This is a genomic window from Psychroflexus sp. MBR-150 (genome assembly GCF_053628795.1).
This window is the reverse complement of the sequence record NZ_JBRJHB010000005.1, coordinates 1-21,798: the sequence shown is the minus strand read 5'-3', so window position 1 is coordinate 21,798 and position 21,798 is coordinate 1. Positions and strand designations below refer to the sequence as shown.

22 protein-coding genes and 4 tRNA genes are annotated in these 21,798 nt (G+C 33.6%); 17 read left to right on the top strand and 9 right to left on the bottom strand.

Annotated features, from left to right (window positions below):
• The first annotated feature begins 10 nt into the window (after positions 1 to 10).
• The 3 genes from ACSSV5_RS04065 to ACSSV5_RS04055 are packed head-to-tail and all read left to right on the top strand — an operon-like array spanning position 11 to position 1,325.
• Positions 11 to 415, top strand: a complete 405-nt coding sequence (locus tag ACSSV5_RS04065) for a hypothetical protein (protein WP_454244879.1) — start codon at positions 11 to 13, stop codon at positions 413 to 415.
• A gap of 23 nt (positions 416 to 438) precedes the next feature.
• Positions 439 to 897: a MarR family winged helix-turn-helix transcriptional regulator gene (locus ACSSV5_RS04060; RefSeq protein WP_454244878.1), complete on the top strand. Its 459-nt coding sequence runs from the start codon at positions 439 to 441 to the stop codon at positions 895 to 897.
• A gap of 14 nt (positions 898 to 911) precedes the next feature.
• Positions 912 to 1,325: an organic hydroperoxide resistance protein gene (locus tag ACSSV5_RS04055; protein WP_454244877.1), complete on the top strand. Its 414-nt coding sequence runs from the start codon at positions 912 to 914 to the stop codon at positions 1,323 to 1,325.
• 398 nt (positions 1,326 to 1,723) lie between these two features.
• On the opposite strand, the gene pepE is transcribed toward ACSSV5_RS04055, so the two are convergent.
• Entirely contained in the window at positions 1,724 to 2,416 is a 693-nt protein-coding gene (gene pepE, locus ACSSV5_RS04050) for a dipeptidase PepE (RefSeq protein ID WP_454244876.1), read from the bottom strand.
• 112 nt (positions 2,417 to 2,528) lie between these two features.
• Between pepE and ACSSV5_RS04045 the strand changes: the two genes are divergently transcribed.
• From ACSSV5_RS04045 to paaD, 9 genes are all read left to right on the top strand, one after another.
• A complete protein-coding gene (locus ACSSV5_RS04045) occupies positions 2,529 to 3,776 on the top strand; it encodes a cation:proton antiporter (protein ID WP_454244875.1) in 1,248 nt (415 codons plus the stop codon).
• A 321-nt stretch (positions 3,777 to 4,097) separates the two neighbouring features.
• The gene (locus ACSSV5_RS04040) at positions 4,098 to 5,255 is read left to right on the top strand and encodes a 3-hydroxyacyl-CoA dehydrogenase NAD-binding domain-containing protein (RefSeq protein WP_454244874.1); all 1,158 of its coding nucleotides are present in this window, start codon (positions 4,098 to 4,100) and stop codon (positions 5,253 to 5,255) included.
• 17 nt (positions 5,256 to 5,272) lie between these two features.
• Entirely contained in the window at positions 5,273 to 6,043 is a 771-nt protein-coding gene (locus tag ACSSV5_RS04035) for a TatD family hydrolase (RefSeq protein WP_211064553.1), read from the top strand.
• A gap of 12 nt (positions 6,044 to 6,055) precedes the next feature.
• Entirely contained in the window at positions 6,056 to 7,093 is a 1,038-nt protein-coding gene (locus ACSSV5_RS04030) for an asparaginase (protein ID WP_454244873.1), read from the top strand.
• 63 nt (positions 7,094 to 7,156) lie between these two features.
• Positions 7,157 to 7,244, top strand: a tRNA-Ser gene (locus ACSSV5_RS04025).
• Positions 7,245 to 7,430: 186 nt separating this feature from the next.
• Positions 7,431 to 8,270, top strand: a complete 840-nt coding sequence (locus tag ACSSV5_RS04020; RefSeq protein ID WP_211064555.1) for a CvfB family protein — start codon at positions 7,431 to 7,433, stop codon at positions 8,268 to 8,270.
• 82 nt (positions 8,271 to 8,352) lie between these two features.
• Positions 8,353 to 8,649: a 1,2-phenylacetyl-CoA epoxidase subunit PaaB gene (paaB, locus tag ACSSV5_RS04015; RefSeq protein ID WP_211064556.1), complete on the top strand. Its 297-nt coding sequence runs from the start codon at positions 8,353 to 8,355 to the stop codon at positions 8,647 to 8,649.
• A gap of 10 nt (positions 8,650 to 8,659) precedes the next feature.
• Positions 8,660 to 9,415 (top strand): 1,2-phenylacetyl-CoA epoxidase subunit PaaC, encoded by a 756-nt coding sequence (paaC, locus tag ACSSV5_RS04010; RefSeq protein WP_454244872.1) that lies wholly within the window; start codon positions 8,660 to 8,662, stop codon positions 9,413 to 9,415.
• A 4-nt stretch (positions 9,416 to 9,419) separates the two neighbouring features.
• Positions 9,420 to 9,917, top strand: a complete 498-nt coding sequence (gene paaD / locus ACSSV5_RS04005) for a 1,2-phenylacetyl-CoA epoxidase subunit PaaD (RefSeq protein WP_211064558.1) — start codon at positions 9,420 to 9,422, stop codon at positions 9,915 to 9,917.
• A 243-nt stretch (positions 9,918 to 10,160) separates the two neighbouring features.
• Here paaD and guaB read toward each other — a convergent pair whose 3' ends face one another.
• Entirely contained in the window at positions 10,161 to 11,633 is a 1,473-nt protein-coding gene (gene guaB, locus ACSSV5_RS04000) for an IMP dehydrogenase (protein WP_454244871.1), read from the bottom strand.
• Between the two features lie 228 nt (positions 11,634 to 11,861).
• On the opposite strand from guaB, the gene ACSSV5_RS03995 reads away from it, so the two are divergent.
• Positions 11,862 to 12,059 (top strand): hypothetical protein, encoded by a 198-nt coding sequence (locus tag ACSSV5_RS03995; protein WP_211064559.1) that lies wholly within the window; start codon positions 11,862 to 11,864, stop codon positions 12,057 to 12,059.
• A 604-nt stretch (positions 12,060 to 12,663) separates the two neighbouring features.
• Here ACSSV5_RS03995 and ACSSV5_RS03990 read toward each other — a convergent pair.
• Genes ACSSV5_RS03990 through fabG form a run of 3 tightly spaced genes read right to left on the bottom strand, consistent with a single transcriptional unit; the run spans position 12,664 to position 16,295 of the window.
• On the bottom strand, positions 12,664 to 13,479 hold the full coding sequence (locus ACSSV5_RS03990) for a prohibitin family protein (protein ID WP_211064560.1): 816 nt from the start codon (positions 13,477 to 13,479) through the stop codon (positions 12,664 to 12,666).
• Positions 13,480 to 13,493: 14 nt separating this feature from the next.
• Positions 13,494 to 15,512, bottom strand: a complete 2,019-nt coding sequence (locus ACSSV5_RS03985) for a vWA domain-containing protein (protein ID WP_454244870.1) — start codon at positions 15,510 to 15,512, stop codon at positions 13,494 to 13,496.
• A 36-nt stretch (positions 15,513 to 15,548) separates the two neighbouring features.
• Positions 15,549 to 16,295, bottom strand: a complete 747-nt coding sequence (gene fabG, locus ACSSV5_RS03980; protein WP_454244869.1) for a 3-oxoacyl-[acyl-carrier-protein] reductase — start codon at positions 16,293 to 16,295, stop codon at positions 15,549 to 15,551.
• 157 nt (positions 16,296 to 16,452) lie between these two features.
• On the opposite strand from fabG, the gene ACSSV5_RS03975 reads away from it, so the two are divergent.
• From ACSSV5_RS03975 to ACSSV5_RS03960, 4 genes are all read left to right on the top strand, one after another.
• A tRNA-Leu gene (locus tag ACSSV5_RS03975) sits at positions 16,453 to 16,536 on the top strand.
• A 105-nt stretch (positions 16,537 to 16,641) separates the two neighbouring features.
• A complete protein-coding gene (locus ACSSV5_RS03970; protein ID WP_211064578.1) occupies positions 16,642 to 17,199 on the top strand; it encodes an RNA polymerase sigma factor in 558 nt (185 codons plus the stop codon).
• Positions 17,196 to 17,888, top strand: a complete 693-nt coding sequence (locus ACSSV5_RS03965; protein ID WP_454244868.1) for a hypothetical protein — start codon at positions 17,196 to 17,198, stop codon at positions 17,886 to 17,888. Before ACSSV5_RS03970 ends, ACSSV5_RS03965 begins: the two co-directional genes overlap by 4 nt.
• A 79-nt stretch (positions 17,889 to 17,967) precedes the next feature.
• Positions 17,968 to 19,050 (top strand): hypothetical protein, encoded by a 1,083-nt coding sequence (locus ACSSV5_RS03960; RefSeq protein ID WP_454244867.1) that lies wholly within the window; start codon positions 17,968 to 17,970, stop codon positions 19,048 to 19,050.
• 79 nt (positions 19,051 to 19,129) lie between these two features.
• Here ACSSV5_RS03960 and rlmN read toward each other — a convergent pair whose 3' ends face one another.
• From rlmN to ACSSV5_RS03940, 4 genes are all read right to left on the bottom strand, one after another.
• Positions 19,130 to 20,173, bottom strand: a complete 1,044-nt coding sequence (gene rlmN / locus ACSSV5_RS03955) for a 23S rRNA (adenine(2503)-C(2))-methyltransferase RlmN (protein ID WP_454244866.1) — start codon at positions 20,171 to 20,173, stop codon at positions 19,130 to 19,132.
• 68 nt (positions 20,174 to 20,241) lie between these two features.
• On the bottom strand, positions 20,242 to 21,030 hold the full coding sequence (locus tag ACSSV5_RS03950) for an ABC transporter substrate-binding protein (RefSeq protein ID WP_454244865.1): 789 nt from the start codon (positions 21,028 to 21,030) through the stop codon (positions 20,242 to 20,244).
• 511 nt (positions 21,031 to 21,541) lie between these two features.
• A tRNA-Leu gene (locus ACSSV5_RS03945) sits at positions 21,542 to 21,630 on the bottom strand.
• 29 nt (positions 21,631 to 21,659) lie between these two features.
• A tRNA-Gly gene (locus tag ACSSV5_RS03940) sits at positions 21,660 to 21,731 on the bottom strand.
• Positions 21,732 to 21,798 lie beyond the last annotated feature (67 nt).

Here is a 21,798-nt window from a genome sequence, read left to right as displayed (position 1 = left end):
CTTTTACGATATGAATGATGAAATATCACTTATTCAAAAAACAGTTCAAGTGATTTTAGGAGGTTTTACGATGTTAGTGGGTTTAGAACATTTAAAATTTCAAAGACAAGAGCTATTGGCACAAACACCTCAGTGGTTGTCCTACTATACTGAATTTATGAACTTTATAGGTCATTCTAATATTGCACTGAAAAATTTACTGGGATTTGCAATGGTTTCTCCCACTAAGTTCAGAGTAAAGATTGGGATAATTTTATCAATATTTTATGCGTTAAATTTTCCTGATAAAATTTCACAACATACTAATGAAATCAGTGCTTTTGACCTTGATGCAAACTACAAGAGATTCATTCGATTATTCTTTCAGCCTGTTTTAATTCTTTGGGTTTTGTGGCCAACAGGTGCTTTAGTTTAGCTTATTAATAAAATAAAAAAAATATGAACAAATCTTGTGAACAATTAAAGCTTGAGAATCAACTGTGTTTTCCCCTCTATGCAGCATCTCGCCTAACTACAAAAACATATAAGCCATATCTAAAACCCTTAGATATTACTTATCCTCAGTATTTGGTGATGCTGGTACTATGGCAATATAAAGAAATGACTGTTAAAGATATTGGTTCTAAATTGTTTTTAGAATCAAATACACTCACTCCACTATTGAAACGTTTAGAACAAAAACAACTTATTAACCGTTCTCGGTCTATGGAAGATGAACGGACAGTAAACGTATCGCTAACGACAAAAGGGGGAAAACTAAAAAATAAAGCTGAAGAAATTCCTATAAAAATCCAGAATATTTTTAGAACAGATGATTTCAATGAATCGAATCTTATTTTATTTCAAAATAGTCTTAAAAAGCTTATAAACATATTACAAAAACAAAACGAACAATAATAAAAACTATAAAAATGAAACAATTATTTGAAACAACAGCAACAACAAAAGGTGGTAGAAACGGACACGTAAAAAGTTCAGATGGCGTGTTAGATTTAGATTTAAAAATACCAACACAAATGGGTGGAGATGGTGGAAAATACACCAACCCAGAACAATTATTTGCAGCAGGATATTCAGCCTGTTTTGACAATGCTTTGCAGATGATTGCTCGTGCTGAAAAACTTAATATTGAATCAGCTACAACAGCCAAGATTGGTTTGGCAATGTACAATTCAACATCCTACGGATTAACGGCAACTATAGATGTAGATATTAAAGGCATAGAAAAAGAAAAGGCACAAGAACTTTTAGATAAAGCTCACTCAACTTGCCCATATTCATTAGCTTTGAAAGGAAATGTGGATGTCAAAGTGAATTTAATATAGGTTATTTTAACAATAAAAATTGAACATTAAGCCTTTAATGGTTAATAAAAGTAGGCGATTTAGTAGCATCAAACTTTAGGTTAAGTATAAAGTTTGGCACGATTCAAAAGCATTGAAATCACTCCTGTATCGCCTATTTTTTTATACTTTTTTTGGGTATGAAAGTGTAATTTAAACGCTGACTATTTTTGTTAACGTTTTACACCAATTTGAATGAACAAAATTCTTAAAAGTATAATATTTTAAAGATTCCATATATACAGAATAACATTTGGTATTAAACAAGCAATAAACAAATCCTTGCCATGAACTATAATTATTGATTTTACCCAATTACAGACTTGCATCATCAATGTGATAACGAGCAGACATAACAATACCATACATATTATCTCAAACTAAAATTTTGAATTTGTGCTTACGGTTTTTGGTGGTACATTGGGTTTAAACAAAATAGCCTCATGTTCTCCTTTGAGCATAATATTTTCACCTCTCACCTCAAGCCAACTGCCTTCTTTTAAACCAACAACATTAACGTTGTTAAACACTTGAAATTCTTTAATACGCGTTCGTCGAGTTTCTCCTTTGTGTTTTGAATTCGGCTCGGTTTCAATATAATGTGCATTGATGTTGAACGGCAAAACCCCTAAAGTTTCAAAAGAATTAGGCATCACAATAGGCATATCGTTTGTGGTTTGCATATTTGGTCCGCAAATATTGCTCCCAGCACTTGTGCCGAGATAAGGCGTTCCTGATAAAATTTTTTGTTTTAAAACAGACATCAAATCCAATTCTTGGAGTGTTTTAACCAGCAAAAACGTATTACCGCCACCAACAAATATAGCTTTGGATTTTTTGACTGCTTCTCTATAATTTTCAAATTCTTGTAAACCTTTTACAGAGGCGTTTAAAAATGCCAAACCGTCTTTAGCCTTTGCTGTATATTCATCGTAGGTCAATCCTGATGGTCTTGCAAAAGGAACAAACAAAATCTCTCTAACTTCTTTGAAATGTTCTGATAATGTGGGTTTTAAATATTCTAGATAGCTACTTCCATAAATGGTGGACGTGCTAGCGATAATACAATTCATCGTATATTATTTTAAAAACCGTAATTTAGTTAATTTTAAAGTGACTATTATGAGAAATATTGTCGAAATTTAAAAAATCAATCTACATCGTTTAACACCAATTGAAAATCTTATGTTCGAATCGTTTAGCATTGTCATAGCCTTAGTTTCACTTTTCAGTTTCATCAATTATAAATTTTTAAAACTTCCCAACACCATAGCGTTGATGATTTTAAGTCTTATCACGGTTGTGATTTTAATTTCTATTAAAAATGTCTTCCCTGAAGTTTATCAATTTTTTTATGATTTAGTGATCAATTCCAATTTTGAAAAATTATTATTAGATACTTTATTGAGTTTCCTCTTATTTGCTGGTGCATTGCACGTCAACATCAAAGATTTGGCTCGCGAACGCTGGTCGGTTTTGCTTTTTGCGAGTTTTGGGGTTTTAATTTCTACTATTTTAGTCGGTAGCTTGGTGTATTTTGCAGCCCAACTTTTAAGCGTGAATTTGGATTTTACTTATGCTTTGGTTTTTGGTGCACTCATCTCTCCTACTGACCCTGTTGCTGTTTTAGCCATTTTAAAAAAATACGATATTTCTAAAAGCCTCAAAATGAAAATTGAAGGCGAATCGCTATTTAATGATGGTATTGGTGTGGTGGTTTTTTCTGCGATGTTGCTCATTGCTCAACTCAAACATCCTGAATTAGATGTTGGGATTGGTAAAGAAGTTGGACTTTTATTTCTTAAAGAAACTGTTGGTGGTCTGGCGTTTGGTAGCTTAATTGGTTTTGTAGGCTACTATAGCATCAAAGCCACAAAAGACAATCCGCACTTGGCTGTAATGATGAGTATTGCTATTGTAGTAAGCGGTTATGCTGTGGCATCGCTATTACACATCTCAGGACCTTTGGCAATGGTCATGACAGGCTTGATCATTGGCAACAAATTAGATGTTAATCATCATAAACATCAAATGTGTACTGAACAACTCAATAATTTCTGGGAAATTTTAGATGAAATTCTCAACGGCGTCTTGTTTGTCTTAATAGGTTTAACACTGCACCTCATCACTTTCGATAACACAGTTATCATCTTAGGACTCATCGCTATTGTATTGGTTTTAATTTCACGTTTTGTCTCAGTGTTTTTACCTTATAGCTTTTTAAATCATAAAGAATATTCAGCATTCAAAACTTCTGCTGTTTTAACTTGGGGTGGTTTGCGTGGTGGTATTTCCCTGGCTTTGGCTTTTAGTCTGTCTGGTACAGCTTATGGCAATGTTATTATTCAAATCACCTTTATCATTGTTATTTTTGCCATTTTAGTGCAGGGTTTGAGTATTGGCAAGTTGGTCGAAAAATTATTGCCAACATAATTATCTAAACATTCCATAATAAACACTAACTAAATAAAGTAAATAACGTGAGTTTGATTTATTGAAAGCTGTAAATCAGATAATCACATCTTTTTGTTAGCAAATTTTGTCATTTCGAACGAAGAATGAAGAGAAATCTCATCCTACTGAGATGTCTCGTCGCTCATGCTTCGCTATGTCAACATTACAAATGATTAAATATCTGTATTTTATTGGAATATATTTTATTGGAATTTATATCGAACTCACGTTAAATATACATTCAATATGAAGCCAAGTCTATTTGATTTAATAATCCTATATTTGAACTAAAAATAGAATATGACTATAGGTGTTATTGGGGCTGGAACCATGGGAAGCGGAATTGCACAAATCGCATCAACTCAAGGTTGTGAAGTGGTTTTGTTTGATAAAAATCCAAATGCTTTAAAGCAATCTGAACAAAAACTAATAAAGATTTTAAACCGCTTGATTGAAAAATCTCGAATCACAGCTGAGGAGAAAGATGGAATTTTAAATCGGATAAGCTATTCTCAAAACCTAAACGATTTTAAACGCGTTGAATTTTGCATTGAAGCCATCGTTGAAAATCTTGAGGTTAAGCAAGGTTTGTTTAAAGATTTGGAACAAATAGTCTCTGATGATGCGATAATAGCAACCAACACTTCATCCTTGTCTATTGCTTCAATTGCTTCAGCTTTAAAAAACCCTGAGCGATGTTTAGGGGTTCATTTTTTTAATCCTGCACCTTTGATGCCGTTGGTTGAGATTATTCCAGCAGTTCAAACCGATAAAGTGATTTTTGATCAGGTTTTTAAAATGATAGATTCTTGGGGAAAAACCCCTGTTAAAGCTAAAGACACACCAGGCTTTATTGTCAATCGTGTGGCTCGTCCATTTTATGGCGAAGCTTTGCGAATTCTTGAAGAAGGCATTGCTGACGTAGCAACAATAGATTGGGCAATGACAGAATTAGGGCATTTTAAAATGGGACCATTTCAGCTGATGGATTTTATTGGTCTCGATGTCAATTATACCGTGACGGAAACCGTATTTAAAGCTTTTTATTACGATCCGAGATATAAACCTTCATTCACTCAAAAACGCTTAGCCGAAGCAGGTTATTTAGGAAGAAAAACGGGTAAAGGTTTTTATAATTATGATGATAAAACCGTGAATCCAAAACCTGTTAAAGATGAGAAATTAGGTTATCAAATTTTAAATAGAATTTTAGTTATGCTTATCAATGAAGCTGCCGATGCTTTGTATCTCAATATTGCTTCAGCTAAAGATGTAGAATTGGCAATGACCAAAGGTGTCAACTATCCGAAAGGACTTTTGGCTTGGGCCAATGAACGTGGCATTCACTGGTGCGAGCAACGTATGGACGATTTATACCACCAATATCACGAAGACCGCTACCGATGTAGCCCGCTTTTGAGAAAACTGCATTCAGAAAACAAACAGTTTAAGGTTTAACCACTAATTTTTTTCATTTGATTTTAACCGATACCCATACGCATTTATACAGTAACGCTTTTGATGACGACCGAGATGAAGTGATTCAAAACGCTTTGCAACAAAATATCAAACGTTTTTTTATACCAGCCATAGATTCTGAAACCACTCAAGCGATGTATGACTTAGAAAAGGCTTATCCCGAAAATATATTTTTGATGATGGGCTTGCATCCGACATCGGTTCAACCTAAAACTTATCTTGAAGAATTGCAACATATTGAAAATCAATTTAAAAAAAGAGATTTTTATGCCGTTGGTGAAATTGGGATTGATCTGTATTGGGACAAAAGCACTTTAGGCATTCAACAAGAGGCTTTTCATCGGCAAATTGAATTGGCAAAGCAATACCAATTGCCTATTGTTATCCATTGCCGTGATGCTTTTGATGAAGTGTTTGAAGTTTTAGAACAGCACAAAGGCGATGATTTATATGGTATTTTTCATTGTTTTACAGGAACTTATGAGCAAGCCCTGCAAGCGATTTCTTATAATATGCATCTCGGCATTGGTGGTGTGGTCACATTTAAAAATGGTAAGATTGATCAATTTTTAAATCAAATAGACTTGAAGCATATTGTTTTAGAAACTGATTCGCCGTATCTAACTCCAAAACCCTTTCGTGGCAAGCGTAATGAAAGTGCTTATTTGACTTATATTGCAGAAAAATTATCAGAACTATACAATCTATCTTTACAGCAAATTGCTGAAATTACCACAGCAAATTCTAAACGTGTTTTTGGGATTTAATTTTAAAGAATTATGACAACATCGGGTTCAAAACTTTTATTGATTTACACGGGAGGAACCATCGGGATGATTCGCGAAGACGAACAAGGCAGTTTAAAGGCTTTTAACTTTGATGAGTTGTTGTCTAAAATCCCAGAAATTAAGCTTTTAGATCACAAAATTGATACCTTGAGTTTTGACCAGCCGATTGATTCATCAGATTTTGGATTGATACAATATCGCGAGTTGGCACAAATCATATATGATCAATACAGCAATTACGATGGCTTTGTGGTTTTACACGGCAGCGACACGATGTCTTATACAGCTTCGGTGATTTCGTTTATGTTAGAAAATTTATCAAAACCCATCATATTTACGGGGTCTCAACTGCCTATTGGTGATTTACGCACCGATGCTAAAGAAAATCTGATTTCAAGTATTCAAATTGCAGGTTTAAAACAAAATGATAGACCAGTAATAAAAGAAGTCGGCTTGTATTTTGAATATAAATTATACCGTGCCAACCGAACAACCAAAGTCAACGCCGAGCATTTTGAAGCTTTTGATTCGCCTAACTATCCAGATTTAATTCATTCTGGCGTTAATCTAAAAGTGAATTATTCAGCTTTGAAACGCGTAAGAAAAATTAAAGATTTGGTGTTGCACAAAGACTTAGAAGATCAAATTTTGTTGTTAAAATTATTTCCTGGTTTAAACCAAAAAGTTTTTGAATCACTAATGGATATTCCTTGTATAAAAGGCATTGTTTTAGAAAGTTTTGGAAGTGGTAATTTTAAAACTGATGAGTGGTTTTTAGAAGGCATTCGTTCAAAAATCAATCAATCTATACCAGTCGTCAACATCACTCAATGCATTGGTGGCCAAGTTACAATGGGCAAATATTACACCAGCGAACACTTGCAAAGAATCGGTGTAATATCAGGCAATGATATGACCACAGAAGCTGCAATGGCCAAAATGATGTTTATGTTACCTAAGCGATTGAGTATGAAAGTGTTTAAAACCATTTTTGAAACTTCTTTGCGTGGTGAAGTTAGCGAAGCTTAAATCGCTATAAAACATCAAACTGTTGTATGAATCCTTATTTATGTTTTAATTTGCAAATCCAATAGAGAGGTGGCCGAGTGGTCGAAGGCGCACGCCTGGAAAGTGTGTATACGCCACAAGCGTATCGAGGGTTCGAATCCCTTCCTCTCTGCAAAAGAAAACCCACAACGAAAGTTGTGGGTTTCTTATTTTTTGTGTGTTGAAAACCAACAGACTTATTTTGTTAGAAGTTGTCATTTATCTGAATAGATAATATTACAAAGTTTAACTCGATTAAAACTATTATATTTGTTTAAAAGTATTTTTTTTAATTGAACAATAATAAACATCTATCAAATTGTTGAACTTAGGCGAACACGATGAATTTATAATAGATCGAGACACTCCGCCAGGGCTATTTCTCAAACACCAATCAGGTGATGAAGTTTTATTACCTAATAAATATAAGCCAGAAAACTTCAAAATAGGCGACAAATTGCGAGTGTTTGTATATTTAGATCATGACGAGCGTCCTGTAGCTACCACACTTGAACCCAAAGTTAAGCTTGATGAATTTGCTATGCTAAAGTGCGTTGATGTCAATCAGTTTGGAGCATTCTTAGATTGGGGTTTAGAAAAACATCTTTTTGTGCCTTATGCAGAACAGGCATATAAAATGGAAGTAGGCCAAACCTATTTGATATTTTGCTATCTAGATGAAGAAAGTCAACGCTTAGTAGCTTCAAGTAAGGTCAATCATTTTGTAGATAATTCAGTGCTTACCGTAAAAGAATTTGAAGAAGTTCAGCTTCAGGTAACAAACAAAACAGATTTAGGTTACAACATGATTATCAACAACATACATCTCGGTTTGTTATATTTTGATGAAGTTTATGAAAGTTATAAAACTGGAGATAAGCTTGTAGGCTACATAAAAAAAATACGTAAAGATCATAAAATAGATTTAACACTTTCAAAGTTTGGTTACAAAAGCATAGAACCTAATGCAAACAAAGTAATGCGTATTTTAAAAGAAGCTGATGGTTTTCTACCTTACCATGATAAATCAAATCCACAGCAGATTTATCAAACTTTTAAAATGAGTAAAAAATCATTTAAAAAAGCTATCGGTATTCTTTACAAAAAAAAGCAAATAAAAATATTACCCAACAAAGGTATTGAAATACATAAATATTAAACTGTTATTTTGTTAAAATCAAACAGTTGAAAAGCTCATCAAAAACTTGTATCTTTGTGTAAAAACAATTTAAACCTACAATATGCAAGAAAACAAGAAAAAAGATTGGCCTTTGTGGGAAGTTTTTGTGAGAAGCAAAAACGGACTTGAGCATCGTCATTTTGGCAGTCTTCATGCACCCGATGCAGAAATAGCAATAAAAAATGCTCGAGACGTTTATACAAGAAGAAAAGAAGGTGTAAGTATTTGGGTTGTAGAATCTAAACATATCAAAGCTTCAAATCCAGACCATAATCCAGAAATGTTTGACCCAGCTGATGACAAAGTTTATAGGCATCCTACATTTTACAACTTACCCGATGATGTTAAACACATGTAATTTTTAATTCATGAGCCACCAAAATCTTATACAATATATATACAGTATTGCTGATAATACTTTAATACTCGGTCAACGCCTATCAGAACTTTGCGGACACGGACCAACTTTAGAAACCGATATTGCCTTGACAAATATGGCTTTAGACTTGCTTGGGCAAACCCGTTCATACTATCAATACATTGCAAATTTGTCAACTAAAAATGCCACAGAAGACGATTTTGCTTTTTTAAGAAAAGAACACGAATATAGAAATGTTTTATTAGTTGAGCAACCCAACACTGACTTTGCTTACGTCATCACAAGACAATATTTTTTTGATGCCTTTCACTTTTTATTCCTCAAAGAATTACAATCTTCTAAAGATTTAACCCTAAAAGCAATAGCACAAAAAAGCATAAAAGAAGTTAGTTATCATCAACAATTTTCTGCTGATTGGTTAAAGCGTCTCGGCGATGGCACTAAAGAAAGTCATCAGAAATCTCAAAAAGCAGTTGATGATTTGTGGGTATTCACAAAGGAGCTCTTTAACACTTCACAACAAGATAAAGCAATTATAGAAAACGGTCAAGGGGTAAACCCAAATACTTTTAAATCCCAATATTATGATACACTTTCTAATATATTAACTGAAGCCAAATTAAAAATTCCTGAGGTGAAATATTTTCAGGAAGGTGGAAAAGAAGGCATTCATTCTGAGTATATGGGCTATATTTTAGCAGAAATGCAATATATGCAAAGAACTTATCCTGATATGAAATGGTAATGCAATGACTAAAAATTCTGATATACAAAAACAATTATACCCAATTCTTAAGTCTATTCCAGACCCTGAAATCCCTGTGTTGTCCATTATCGATTTAGGTGTCGTGCGTTCGGCAAAAGTAAACAACCATATAGCCAAAGTTAAAATCACGCCAACCTACAGTGGCTGTCCTGCAATGGATGCTATTGGAGATGATATCAAAAAAGCCTTGAAAGAAAACGGATTTGAACCAGAAGTTGAACTTGTTTTGTCACCAGCATGGACTACCGATTGGATGACCGAAGAAGGCAAGAATGCTTTAAAAAAATATGGAATCGCCCCACCTTTAGATGCCACATCAGATAAAAAAGCTTTATTAGGTGAGCAACAAGTGGTACCGTGTCCACAATGCGAATCTACCAATACTAAATTGGTCAGTCAATTTGCATCAACTGCTTGTAAGGCTATGTTTAGATGTCAAGACTGTGATGAAACTTTTGATTACTTCAAATGTTTGATTTAAATTTTCAAGTTTTAGCTTCAAAAGCATTCTTTTACTTACAGAGAAGAAACTGAAATCATAGAAAATGGATAAATCCATTCACCATCGAATATTTGCAATCCATAGCCTACGGTTTAAACCGTGAGCTATGAAAAATGCACAATCCCATCCGTTTCAACGGTTTCAAATAGTTGGATTGAAGTTCTATTTATAACAAATCCGAAATTTATAACTTTAAATTCTGACTTTCTGAGGAAACCCTAATTATCTACTATAATTTGGTGATTCTTTGGTTATTGTAACATTATGAGGATGGCTTTCGTGTATGCCAGAAGAAGTGATTTTTACAAATCGTCCCTTTTGTTTTAATTCTTCAATAGAAGCAGCACCACAATAACCCATTCCTGCTCTTAAACCACCAATAAATTGGTTCATACTTTCATACAATTCACCTTTATAAGGTACACGACCAACAATGCCTTCTGGAACTAATTTTTTGATATCATCTTCAACATCCTGAAAATATCTGTCTTTTGAACCTTTGCTCATGGCTTCAATAGATCCCATTCCTCTATAAGATTTATATTTTCTACCATCATAAATAATGGTTTCTCCAGGAGATTCTTTGGTACCTGCCAGAAGTGAGCCTAGCATAACACAATCTGCTCCAGCAGCGATAGCCTTAGGAATATCGCCAGTGTATCTAATGCCGCCATCTGCAATAATAGGAACATCTGTATCTTTTAAAACTTCATAAACTTCCATGACCGCAGAGAGTTGAGGAAAACCAACCCCAGCAACAACACGAGTTGTACATATTGAACCTGGACCAATTCCAACTTTTACAGCATCTGCTCCAGCATCGACTAGATATTTTGCAGCTTCGCCAGTTGCAATATTGCCAACAACAATATCTATTTTTGGAAATTGAGATTTTATTTTTTTTAAAACCTTTACAACACCAAGAGTATGACCATGAGCGGTATCAATAATCAAAGCATCTACGCCAGCTTCAATTAGAGCTTTGGCTCGCATTGTTGCATCTTCAGTTACACCAATAGCTGCTGCAACCCTTAACCGACCATATTCGTCTTTGTTGGCGAGAGGTTTTTGTGTCAATTTAGTGATATCTCTAAATGTTATGAGTCCTACTAATTCATTATCTCCCTTGACAACAGGTAATTTTTCAATTTTATATTTTTGAAGAATGACTTCAGCCTCTTTTAAAGATGTACCTTCATTTGTAGTAATGAGGTTGTCTTTAGTCATAACCTTATCAATGGCTTTTTCGTCATCATTTTCAAACCTTAAGTCTCTATTCGTTACAATACCAACAAGTTTGTGGTTTTTATCAACAACTGGAATGCCACCAATACTATTTTCTTTCATCGAAGATTTTGCATCTTTAACTTTTGCGTTTTGACCTAAAGTTACTGGATCTAAAATCATTCCGCTTTCAGCTCTTTTTACTTTTCTAACTTTGAGAGCTTGATCTTTGATGCTCATATTTTTGTGCAAAACACCTATACCACCTTCTCTAGCCATAGCAATAGCCATCTTAGATTCTGTTACAGAATCCATGGCAGCAGATACAATAGGTACATTTAAATTGATGTTTCTGGTAAGACGTGAACTTATGTTTACATCTCTCGGCAATACCTTTGAATAATTTGGAACTAACAGCACATCATCATAGGTATAACCTTCAAATTGGATTTTTTGGGAAGCTGTATTCATTTTGTAGCTTTCTTTGCAAAATTAAATTATTAAATACACTTTGAGGTAAATACCAGTCAATTTATTTTTAATTTTAAAAAAAATTATATCTATAACTTTAAGTTACAAAATATTAATATTAAAAAAAAACTCTAATTCTTTTTATAAAGAAAAATATATATATATTTGCACAAGTAAATATTTTTTCTTACAATACTTTCGTATGTGAAAGAGAAATAGCCAATCAGTATGAAATATAAGATTTTGATTATTTTTATATCACTAATTACCTTTGCAGAAGTTAGTGCTCAATGTATAACTTGTCCACCACCACCAGGTGGAATTGGATTTGATGATAATGTTAATGATGAAATTCCAATAAATGGCTTGGTTCTAGTAGGGCTTGTTGTTGGTGCATTTTTTGGCGTCAAAAAAATAAAAAAATAATTTTACTCCCAATTACATTTTTTGTCTAAAATATTTAATTTATTATTACCCCAAAGGTCTATTTTTATAGATAAAATGAACTCCTTAAACATTTTTGTTTTGTAAGACTTCTAAAAATCACTCATTTTGATGACTTTATAAAATTGAGCTATTTAACGTGAGTTCGATATAAATTCCAATAAAATATATTCATATAAAATACAGACATTTAATCATTTGTCAGGTCAACAGAGCGAAGCATGAGCGACGAGACATCTCAGTAGGATGAGATTTCTCCTCATTCTTCGTTCGAAATGACAAAATTTGCTGACAAAAATATGTAATCATCTGATTTACAGATTTCAATAAATCGAACTCACGTTATAATATCAATTGGAGTGAATAATAATATCGCTAATAAAAAGGTGAAGATATAATACCGAATGTTATATCAAAAACCTAAAGCAACATCATAACGAAATACTTTCACAAAAGAATTCATGTCGTAAATTGTGAAATTATAAGGTTTAAATAATGGATAAGTTTTTAAACCACGAGATTTAAATCATGGTCTAAAAATTTAATAATCCATTTGACTTTAAGCCGTTTTAACGGATTTCAATATTTAATTGTTCCCCAAAATAATTGGCATACCACTATCACCAGAGCCGATAACAATAACCTTTGAATTATTAGATTTTGATAATTCTATCGTGGCTTGAATCCCTTTTTCTTGAAGGATTTTATCGGTTAGAGATGCACTTAAAATTTGGTTTGCAGTGGCTTTACCTTCAGCTTCAATACGTTGTCTTTCTTTTTCTTTTTCTGCTTTTTCTAATCTAAACTCGTATTCCAAAGATTCTTGCTCTTGTTTCAATTTTCTTTCAATAGCATCTTTAATGGTTTGAGGCAAAGACACATCTCTTACCAATATTTCATTGACTTGAACATATTGATTTTCAAGAAGAGCTTTTGTTTCTTCAAACATTTCATTTTGGATAGTTTCACGTTTTTGAGCATACAGTTCTTCTGGCTTATATCGACCAACAACAGCTCTTGTTGCCGAACGAACCGCTGGTTTAATCAGTAACTCGAGATAATCTTCGCCTCTTTTTTGGTGTAAAAGTCCAATTTGACCAGGTTGTGGTTGAAACCAAATGGTGGCATCTAATTTGATGTCCAATCCATTTGAAGATAAGACAGTCATTTTTTCATCTATAGATTGTTGTCTTACATTGTAAACATACACTGTATTCCAAGGTGCTATAATGTGAAAACCTTCTCCCAATGCTGGCTCATCAGTAACAACACCTTCACCTAAAGGTTCAAATAAAACTCCAGCTTCACCTGAGCCGATAGTTACAACAGTATTAGCTAAAATAATGATGCCAACAATCACCACAATAATAATTGCAACGACTGATTTTGATAATTTTTCCATAATTTCTAAATTTTTTATATTAATCCGTGGTATTTTCTACTCAACCACTCAATTCCCAAAAATACAATTAATATAATGAAAAGTATCCACCATTGGATTAAAGATTGCTTTTTTTCTATAGATTTTTGGATAGATTTAAACTTTTGTGCTGTAGTCAAATACGTTTTGAGCTTATCGAGTTGGTCGGCATAAAACAAAGTGTCAGAAATCTGCTGAAGTTTCTCAACATTAGCACGATAAAATTGTTTCTCTAACACAAAATCTATGAGAGTAAATTGACCGCTTTCTGAAATGTTTTCACCTTCAACAAGAATTTTATAACTGTAATCACCCGCTGGTAAATCATTGATTTTTGTGGAATAGTTTTGGTCTTTCAATACTAAAGTGTAGGAAAAAGTTTTGTTGCTCGTTTCTTCCGTTACCTTAAGACTTATCTTTTGGTTAGGATCAAAATTGTAGTTTTTATCAAAATATTGAAGGCTAATTCTGTTGTTTTCTCCTTTGTTATAAAAAGATTTTACATCGGTAACCAATCGTTTTTTGGTGGTTGTAGAACTCACAAATTGCACTAATTGATCCACAAAACGGTCAAAGGTTTCAAAATCGCCTTGATCGACAAATGAACGCATACGCCATCGCCAAAGGTTTTCGCCAAATAAATACGCTGATTTTTGGTTGTTTTCTGAAACTGTCATCAATAATGGCTGACGAGTAGAAAAACCATCGATATTTTGATAAAGTAAAATATCTCCTTCTGTAGTCATTTCAATATCACCAAATGTGTTTTTTAAGGGAGGAAAATTTGAAAAACCGATGTCTTCTATTTGGTAACTGCTAAAAGCTTTGTTTAATTCTGGATAATAATCTTCAGTAGCCCGAGATAAGGTTTTATTGAAATGAGATTGATTGCTGTTTAAAAAATTATAATCGGTTTGTGTTCCACCAATGACAATGTTATTAAGCTTTTGGGTTTGGATAGTATTAAAAACCTGTTTAAAATTAGTTTCAGGCTGATAAAGCATAATCAAATTATAGGTTGCTAAATCTTTATTGAAATCGCTAATATTTTGTAACTCAACTTGGCGTTGTTGATTAGATTCGATGCTTTTTTTCAGCATTCCTAAATCGGGATGAAGCCTATTGAATAAAATCAGAATCTTGGTGCGTTCGTCAATCACTTCAACGGCAAATTGTTGGGTGTTGTTTTGGGTGTTTTTTTCGTTTACGGGTTGAAGTTCAGCCGTGATGGTATTGACTCCGAATTGATTGGCTTTAAGGTATATTTTAAAATTTTGAGCTTTGTTGTCTTTGTTAAATGAAATTGGTTTTCTTGCAATGACTTTGTTTTGACGTTTTAAAACAAACTCAGTTTTGACATCTTTATCAGTATTTGAACTCAAAAAGACCTCAACAGGAAATTGATTATTGAGAAATGCGTAGCGGTTAGCATTGATGCGGTCTATTTTTAAATCGGCATAATCGGTCGTATCGCCTACAACAACAGGAATCAGATTTTGTTGAGATGACTTAGCGGTATAGAGATAATCCTGACCAAGTGTTTGTTGACCATCGGTAAACAGCAATATGTGTGATGATGTTGATCGATAGATATTAGACATTTCACGGATAAAATGACTGATATTGGATTGTGTATCCATAAAATTTAAACTATCTAATGACGAATAATTTTCGCCAAATTGGTAGAGCTGAAGATTAAAAGCATCACCTAATTCTTCGTCATTGATCCACTTCAGAAGATTTGATTTGTAAGCTGAAGTATCTGTCAGTTGAGCGATTGACATAGAATTATCCACACCAATTATCAGGTTTGGTTTTTCTATAAAATAAGTGGTTTGTTTAATTTTGGGATTGAGCAATAACAAACCTATACACAGATAGACCAAAAATCTGGGTACAACAAATAACAAAGCTCTTTTAAACTGTTTTTTAAATTGATTTTGGTATTGAAACCAAGTTAAGCCAAGGCTCAAAATAACAATCAAAATTATCCACAACACGTCAAATTCATTCATACACAAAAGTTCAAAACCAGCATTTTAAAATGTAATTTAGGTGAGCATACCACCATCAACATTTATAGTTTGTCCAGTAATATAAGCACTCATATCACTGGCGAGAAATACGCAAGCATTAGCCACGTCTTCTGGTGTTCCACCGCGTTTTAGTGGAATGGCTTGTCGCCAACCTTCAACAGTTTTTTCGTCTAATTTTTCAGTCATTTCGGTTTCGATAAATCCTGGAGCTATCACATTGGTTCTGATGTTTCTAGAACCGAGTTCGAGAGCCATAGATTTTGAAAACCCTATAACGCCAGCTTTTGAAGCCGCATAATTGCCTTGACCTGCATTGCCTTTAACACCAACCACAGAGCTAATGTTGATGATACTACCGTGACGTTGCTTAAGCATTGGTCTTAAAATGGCTTTGGTTAAATTAAAAACCGAATTCAAGTTAACTTTAATGACTTTATTAAAATCGTCTTCACTCATACGCATCATCAAGTTGTCTTTGGTAATCCCAGCATTATTGATTAAAACATCAATTTGACCAAAATCTTCCAAAACTGATTTGACTAAATCTTGAGCTTGGTCAAAGTCAGCGGCATCAGATTGGTATGCTTTGGCTTTTACGCCTTCAGCTTCTAAAATTTTGACGAGTTCTTCAGCTGGACTAGCAGATGAGTTATAAGAAAAAGCCACATTTGAGCCTTGTTTAGCGAATTGTAAAGCAATACCACGACCTATTCCACGGCTTGCTCCTGTAATCAAGGTGTTTTTATTATCGAGTAAACCCATATTTAAAATTTTTGTGATTGAAAGCAAATATAATTAAAGTTGTGGGTTTGGTGATTAAGTTGTGGAATTGATACTATTTAAATTCATTAAACCATGCTCAAATAAATATAATAATTTAAATTTGCAAAACTATTTGACAAAACAAGATTTAAAATATGCTCAAGTGGCGGAACTGGTAGACGCGCTGGATTCAAAATCCAGTTCTGGCAACAGAGTGCGGGTTCGATTCCCGCCTTGAGTACAAAAGCTGAATGACAACATTCAGCTTTTTTTTATTAAAAATTTATTTCAGACAGGCAACTCTTTTTAAGTATCTTTCGTCTTTATAATAAAGACCCTATTTGTTTTGAAAGTTGTCAAACTACATGCCGAGCTCGATAAGTTGATTAAAAAAGCACAAAAACAAGATCGCGTTTCTCAATTTCGTCTATATGAAAAATATTCGCCTAAAATGCTTAGTGTGGTTCGATGCTACATCAAAGATTTACAACACGCAGAAGATGTTTTGCAGAAAGCCTTTTGCAAAGCTTTTTTAAATATGAAAAGCTACCAATTTAAAGGCAGTTTTGAAGGTTGGCTAAGACGAATTGTTGTGACATCAAGTATTGATTTTTTACGTCAAAAGAAAAATATGATGATTCAAACTGATGACTTTTCTTATTACGAAACCGCAGAAAACCCTTTAGACGAAGTTAAAGATATTTCTCATATTCAAGTTGCGATAGACAAACTTCCAGAGGGTTATAAAACTGTATTTTGCCTTTATGTTTTAGAAGAATATAAACACAAAGACATTGCTGAAATGCTCAATATAGATGTTGGGACTTCAAAATCTCAACTCTATAAAGCCCGAAAAATGTTGAAAGCACAATTGCAAAACCATCAATTAAAATCATCACAATGAAAATTTCTCAAACCGAACATAAAATAAAAAATAAATTGAGCCAAAGAGAAATTACTCCAAGTCAAAATCTTTGGGATAATATAGAACAAGAATTGGATAAAACTTCCAAGTCAAAATCTAATAAAATTTGGTTAAAATACGTTAGCATTGTTGCTGTCTTATGTGTTGGAGTGTTCGTTTATCAAGGCTTAAAACCCGAAACAGGCAAGTCAACTCAATTGGTCTTGAAGTCTAAACCTGTTATTGAAAAAGAAAAGCAATTAAAATTAAACACGACTTCATTGAGTTATGTTGCTTCACCTTCAACAATTCAAACAAAAAATACGTTAAAGTTTAATAATGAAACATCTAAAAACAAAACTCAAGTAAAAAACTCCATTGCTGAGGATAAAAAACCTTCAATTGAAGTTGAGGTTGATAACTTACTAAGTCAAGCTCAAAACGCTTTAACCAAATCTGAAAAAGAAAAACAGCTCATTGATGAAGTCAATATACTTTTGGCTGAAGCTATGCAACAAACGCAAGATAAAGATCAACAGCAGATTTTGCAAGACTTAAAAGCTACAGCTTTATTAGCAGAGATAGAAGCCGAAATCGAGTTGCAAAAACCTCCTAATCTCAAAGATAGAATATGGACAGCTTTAGTATCAAACCTCAATAACATCAAACGCACTGTTGTATCCAATTAAAATTTTAAATCACTGAAATACAGATTTATATATCAAATGAATAGCTATTCTTATATCTAATTCCTTTAAAAATAAACCTATGAAATTGAATAAAATACTATCACTTTTATTAATTATCTGCATCTTTTCTATAAATGCTATTGCACAAGATTCTACCGCCGTTAAACTTGATGATAAGGCCAAAAAGCAATTGGCTCAACTTGAGCAAAAATTAAAAAATATTGAAACCGAAGAAAAAAATAAGCTAAAAAAAATCATATCAGAATTGAATACTCAACAGGCTCAAGACTCTTTGTATAGTCCTGCGGACTTTGAAGCTATTAAAATAAAAAATGCTAAACGGGCTGCTCAAAATATCAAAAATCGTCAAGCTGTTGTCAAAAATCAAATTGAGTTTTTAAAACGCAACGGATATTTGGCTGATGAAATGAGTGTCGCAAGTGAAGCTAAAAACAATGATGATGGCAACAATGGCGAAAGCTTTACAATATTGAATAAAGAAATTAAAATTTATTCAGAAGATGAGTCCAAAAATAATGTAAGAACAAAAACTCAAAAAGATTTAATTATCGCTTTTGGATTAAATAATGCCATTCCTGAAAATGGTGGTTTAAACGATTCTCCATTTAAAGTTGGTGGCAGTCGTTTTTTTGAAATAGGATTTTTATGGTCAAGTTCTATTTCTAAAAATAATTCCTTGCGTTTAGATTATGGATTTTCATTTCAATTTAATGGTCTAAAGCCTGAAGACAATCAAATATTTGTTGAAAATGCTGACCAAACCAATTTAGAAACTTTTGAATTTGACTTGGATAAATCTAAATTTAGACAAGACAATTTGATTTTTCCTGTGCATTTACACGTCAATACTAAAAAAGGAAATGGTGATTACTTTATTAGAAGTGGATTCAATTTTGGACTTGGTGGGTTTTTAGGTCTTAACCTTAATAATGTCCAAAAGTTAAAATTTGATATAAATGGCGATAATGAAAAGCAAAAAACTAAAGATGATTTCAACACCAACAACTTTTTGTATGGTTTGAGTGCCTATGCTGGTTTTGGTGATACGACATTGTATTTAACCTACAGTATCAATCCAATTTTTACAGATAATCCTGTTGATATCAATAATGTTCAATTGGGATTGAGGTTTGCGTTTTAAGATATAATTCTATAGAATTTGTTAAAGAAGACCTCACAGGTTTCAAAAACCTGTAAGGTCTGTTTTACTTTAAAAAAAATCAACTTTTATTAGCCAATTGCCCACAAGCCGCATCGATATCTTTTCCTCGTGAATGACGCAAAGTGACTGTTATGCCGTGAGCTTCAAGTGTTGTCATATACTTGGCTACGGCTTTGTCGTTAGCTTGAGTAAACATATCATCATCAATAGGGTTGTATTCTATCAAATTGACTTTACAAGGAATGGCTTTGCAAAAATCGACCAAAGCTTCAATATCTGCATCGGTGTCGTTGATGCCTTGCCAAACAATGTATTCGTAAGTAACCCGTTTTTGGGTTTTGGCATACCAATATTCTAAAGATTCTTTGAGGGCATCCAAACTAAATTTAGCATTAAAAGGCATAATTTGTGTACGCACTTCGTCACGAGCCGAATGCAAAGACACCGCTAAGTTAAATTTGACTTGGTCGTCTGCCAGCATTTTAATCATTTTTGGAACACCAGATGTTGATACTGTAATGCGTTTTGGCGACATATTTAAGCCATCTTCCGAAGTGATTTTTTCTATTGAAGCCAAGACATTTTTGTAGTTCATCAGCGGTTCGCCCATGCCCATATAAACAATGTTGCTCAACGGACGATTGTTGTAGTAGCGACTCTGTTTGTCTATAGCGACGACTTGATCGTAAATTTCGTCAGGATTGAGATTGCGTAGGCGTTTGAGTTTGGCTGTGGCACAAAATTTACAATCCAAACTGCATCCGACTTGAGATGAAACGCAAGCTGTTGTGCGATTTTCTGTTGGAATCATCACACTTTCAACCACAAAACCATCGTGCAATTTCACAGCATTTTTGATGGTGCCATCTTTGCTACGCTGTTGTGTGTCAACTTTAATATGATTGATAACAAAGTTGGCTTCAAGCATTTCTCTTGTTGCTTTAGATAAATTGGTCATCTCATCAAAGTTATGGCAGGCTTTATTCCATAGCCATTCATAAACTTGGTTGCCTCTAAACGCTTTGTCATCATGTGATACAAAGAATTCTCGCAATTGCTCTTTGCTTAAAGCACGGATGTCTTTTTTTTCTGTAGTTTTCACAAATGCAAAAGTAGGGAATGTGGGTTGTATTGGAAAACATAAAGATGAAAGAGTAGTTTTAACCCGAATTATTCATTCAAATTGTTATAATGTAATTCTTTATAAAAATAATCAAAGGCTTTTAGCATTCGAGAACCATACCAACTGAAATATTCACCATTGACTAATTTTATTTTTGAATTGTCAATTGGTATTTCAGAAAAGTGCTTGGGTTTAAAAGGAAAAGGTTCTGATGATAAAAGCAACAAGTCTAAATCAGGTAAATTTTCGATATTAATTTCGGGATATCGGTCTTTGGTTGCAAACACATTTTCAAAGCGATTGAGTTCCAAAATATGATTGATAAATGTATCACCACCAATGGTCATCCAAGGATTACGCCAAATCAAATAGGCTACTTTTTGAATGGGTTGATGTCTTATAGTTTGTTGAAATTGGTATTTTTTTTGTTGCAATCTTTCAATTAAATTTTCAGCTCTTGATTGTGCATTTAAAATTTCTCCGTAGTCTTTTATCAAACGATTATTGTCTTCTAAATTTTTAATATCTGACACGTGAACGGGTGTAATTTTTGAAAGTCGATTGACCATTGCTTTGGTGTTTTCTTCTTTATTACAAAAAATAATATCAGGTTTTAAAGCCTGAATTTTATCAAAATGCACTTGCTTGGTTCCGCCGACAATGGTTTTTGTAGATTTTAAATGTTTGGGATGCACACAAAATTTGGTAACACCTACTATTTGTTTTTCGAAGCCTAAATCTACCAAAAGTTCGGTTTGACTTGGAACGAGTGAGATAATGCGTTGTGGCGTTGAAGTTACCTCAACTGAGCGATTAAGAAAATCGTGGATGATCAATTTTTTGTTAGAAAAATAGTAAAAATGTAAGGAATAAAAAAGGTCAATCCAAAAAGAAAGACATAGAATTAAGAATGGCATACTGACGCTCACTATGTTCGGTCAGCATCTCAGGACTTAAACATCTTATGTTAAACAAAAAAGCCCTGAAAATCAAATGATTAACAAGACTTTTGGTACTCGGAGCGGGATACTGACGCTCACTATGTTCGGTCAGCATCTCAGGACTTAAACATCTTATGTTAAACAAAAAAGCACTGAAAATCAAATGATTAACAAGACTTTTGGTACTCGGAACGCGATACTGACGCTCACTGTGTTCGGTCAGCATCTCAGGACTTAAACATCTTATGTTAAACAAAAAAAAGCCCTGAAAATCAAATGATTAACAAGACTTTTGGTACTCGGAGCGGGATACTGACGCTCACTGTGTTCGGTCAGCATCTCAGCACTTAAACATCTTATGTTAAACAAAAAAAAGCCCTGAAAATCAAATGATTAACAAGACTTTTGGTACTCGGAGCGGGACTTGAACCCGCACGACCGTTAATGGTCATTGGATTTTAAGTCCAACGTGTCTACCAATTCCACCATCCGAGCAGAAAAAAATGAACTTAAAATAAAAAAAGAGCGAAAGACGGGATTTGAACCCGCGACCCTCACCTTGGCAAGGTGATGCTCTACCCCTGAGCTACTTTCGCATTAATCGAGACGCGACCCTCATCAGCCTCGGGCGGATGATGCTCTACCCCTGAGCTACTTTCGCAT

Coding starts and splice junctions, on each gene's coding strand:
- ACSSV5_RS03990 (WP_211064560.1), bottom strand. CDS start 13,479: ATGGAAAAATTATCAAAATCAGTCGTTGCAATTATTATTGTGGTGATT.
- fabG (WP_454244869.1), bottom strand. CDS start 16,295: ATGGGTTTACTCGATAATAAAAACACCTTGATTACAGGAGCAAGCCGT.
- ACSSV5_RS04060 (WP_454244878.1), top strand. CDS start 439: ATGAACAAATCTTGTGAACAATTAAAGCTTGAGAATCAACTGTGTTTT.
- ACSSV5_RS03960 (WP_454244867.1), top strand. CDS start 17,968: ATGAAATTGAATAAAATACTATCACTTTTATTAATTATCTGCATCTTT.
- paaC (WP_454244872.1), top strand. CDS start 8,660: ATGAGCCACCAAAATCTTATACAATATATATACAGTATTGCTGATAAT.
- ACSSV5_RS03965 (WP_454244868.1), top strand. CDS start 17,196: ATGAAAATTTCTCAAACCGAACATAAAATAAAAAATAAATTGAGCCAA.
- ACSSV5_RS03985 (WP_454244870.1), bottom strand. CDS start 15,512: ATGAATGAATTTGACGTGTTGTGGATAATTTTGATTGTTATTTTGAGC.
- ACSSV5_RS04055 (WP_454244877.1), top strand. CDS start 912: ATGAAACAATTATTTGAAACAACAGCAACAACAAAAGGTGGTAGAAAC.
- ACSSV5_RS04040 (WP_454244874.1), top strand. CDS start 4,098: ATGACTATAGGTGTTATTGGGGCTGGAACCATGGGAAGCGGAATTGCA.
- ACSSV5_RS04065 (WP_454244879.1), top strand. CDS start 11: ATGAATGATGAAATATCACTTATTCAAAAAACAGTTCAAGTGATTTTA.
- guaB (WP_454244871.1), bottom strand. CDS start 11,633: ATGAATACAGCTTCCCAAAAAATCCAATTTGAAGGTTATACCTATGAT.
- ACSSV5_RS04045 (WP_454244875.1), top strand. CDS start 2,529: ATGTTCGAATCGTTTAGCATTGTCATAGCCTTAGTTTCACTTTTCAGT.
- ACSSV5_RS04030 (WP_454244873.1), top strand. CDS start 6,056: ATGACAACATCGGGTTCAAAACTTTTATTGATTTACACGGGAGGAACC.
- paaD (WP_211064558.1), top strand. CDS start 9,420: ATGACTAAAAATTCTGATATACAAAAACAATTATACCCAATTCTTAAG.
- pepE (WP_454244876.1), bottom strand. CDS start 2,416: ATGAATTGTATTATCGCTAGCACGTCCACCATTTATGGAAGTAGCTAT.
- paaB (WP_211064556.1), top strand. CDS start 8,353: ATGCAAGAAAACAAGAAAAAAGATTGGCCTTTGTGGGAAGTTTTTGTG.
- ACSSV5_RS03995 (WP_211064559.1), top strand. CDS start 11,862: ATGAAATATAAGATTTTGATTATTTTTATATCACTAATTACCTTTGCA.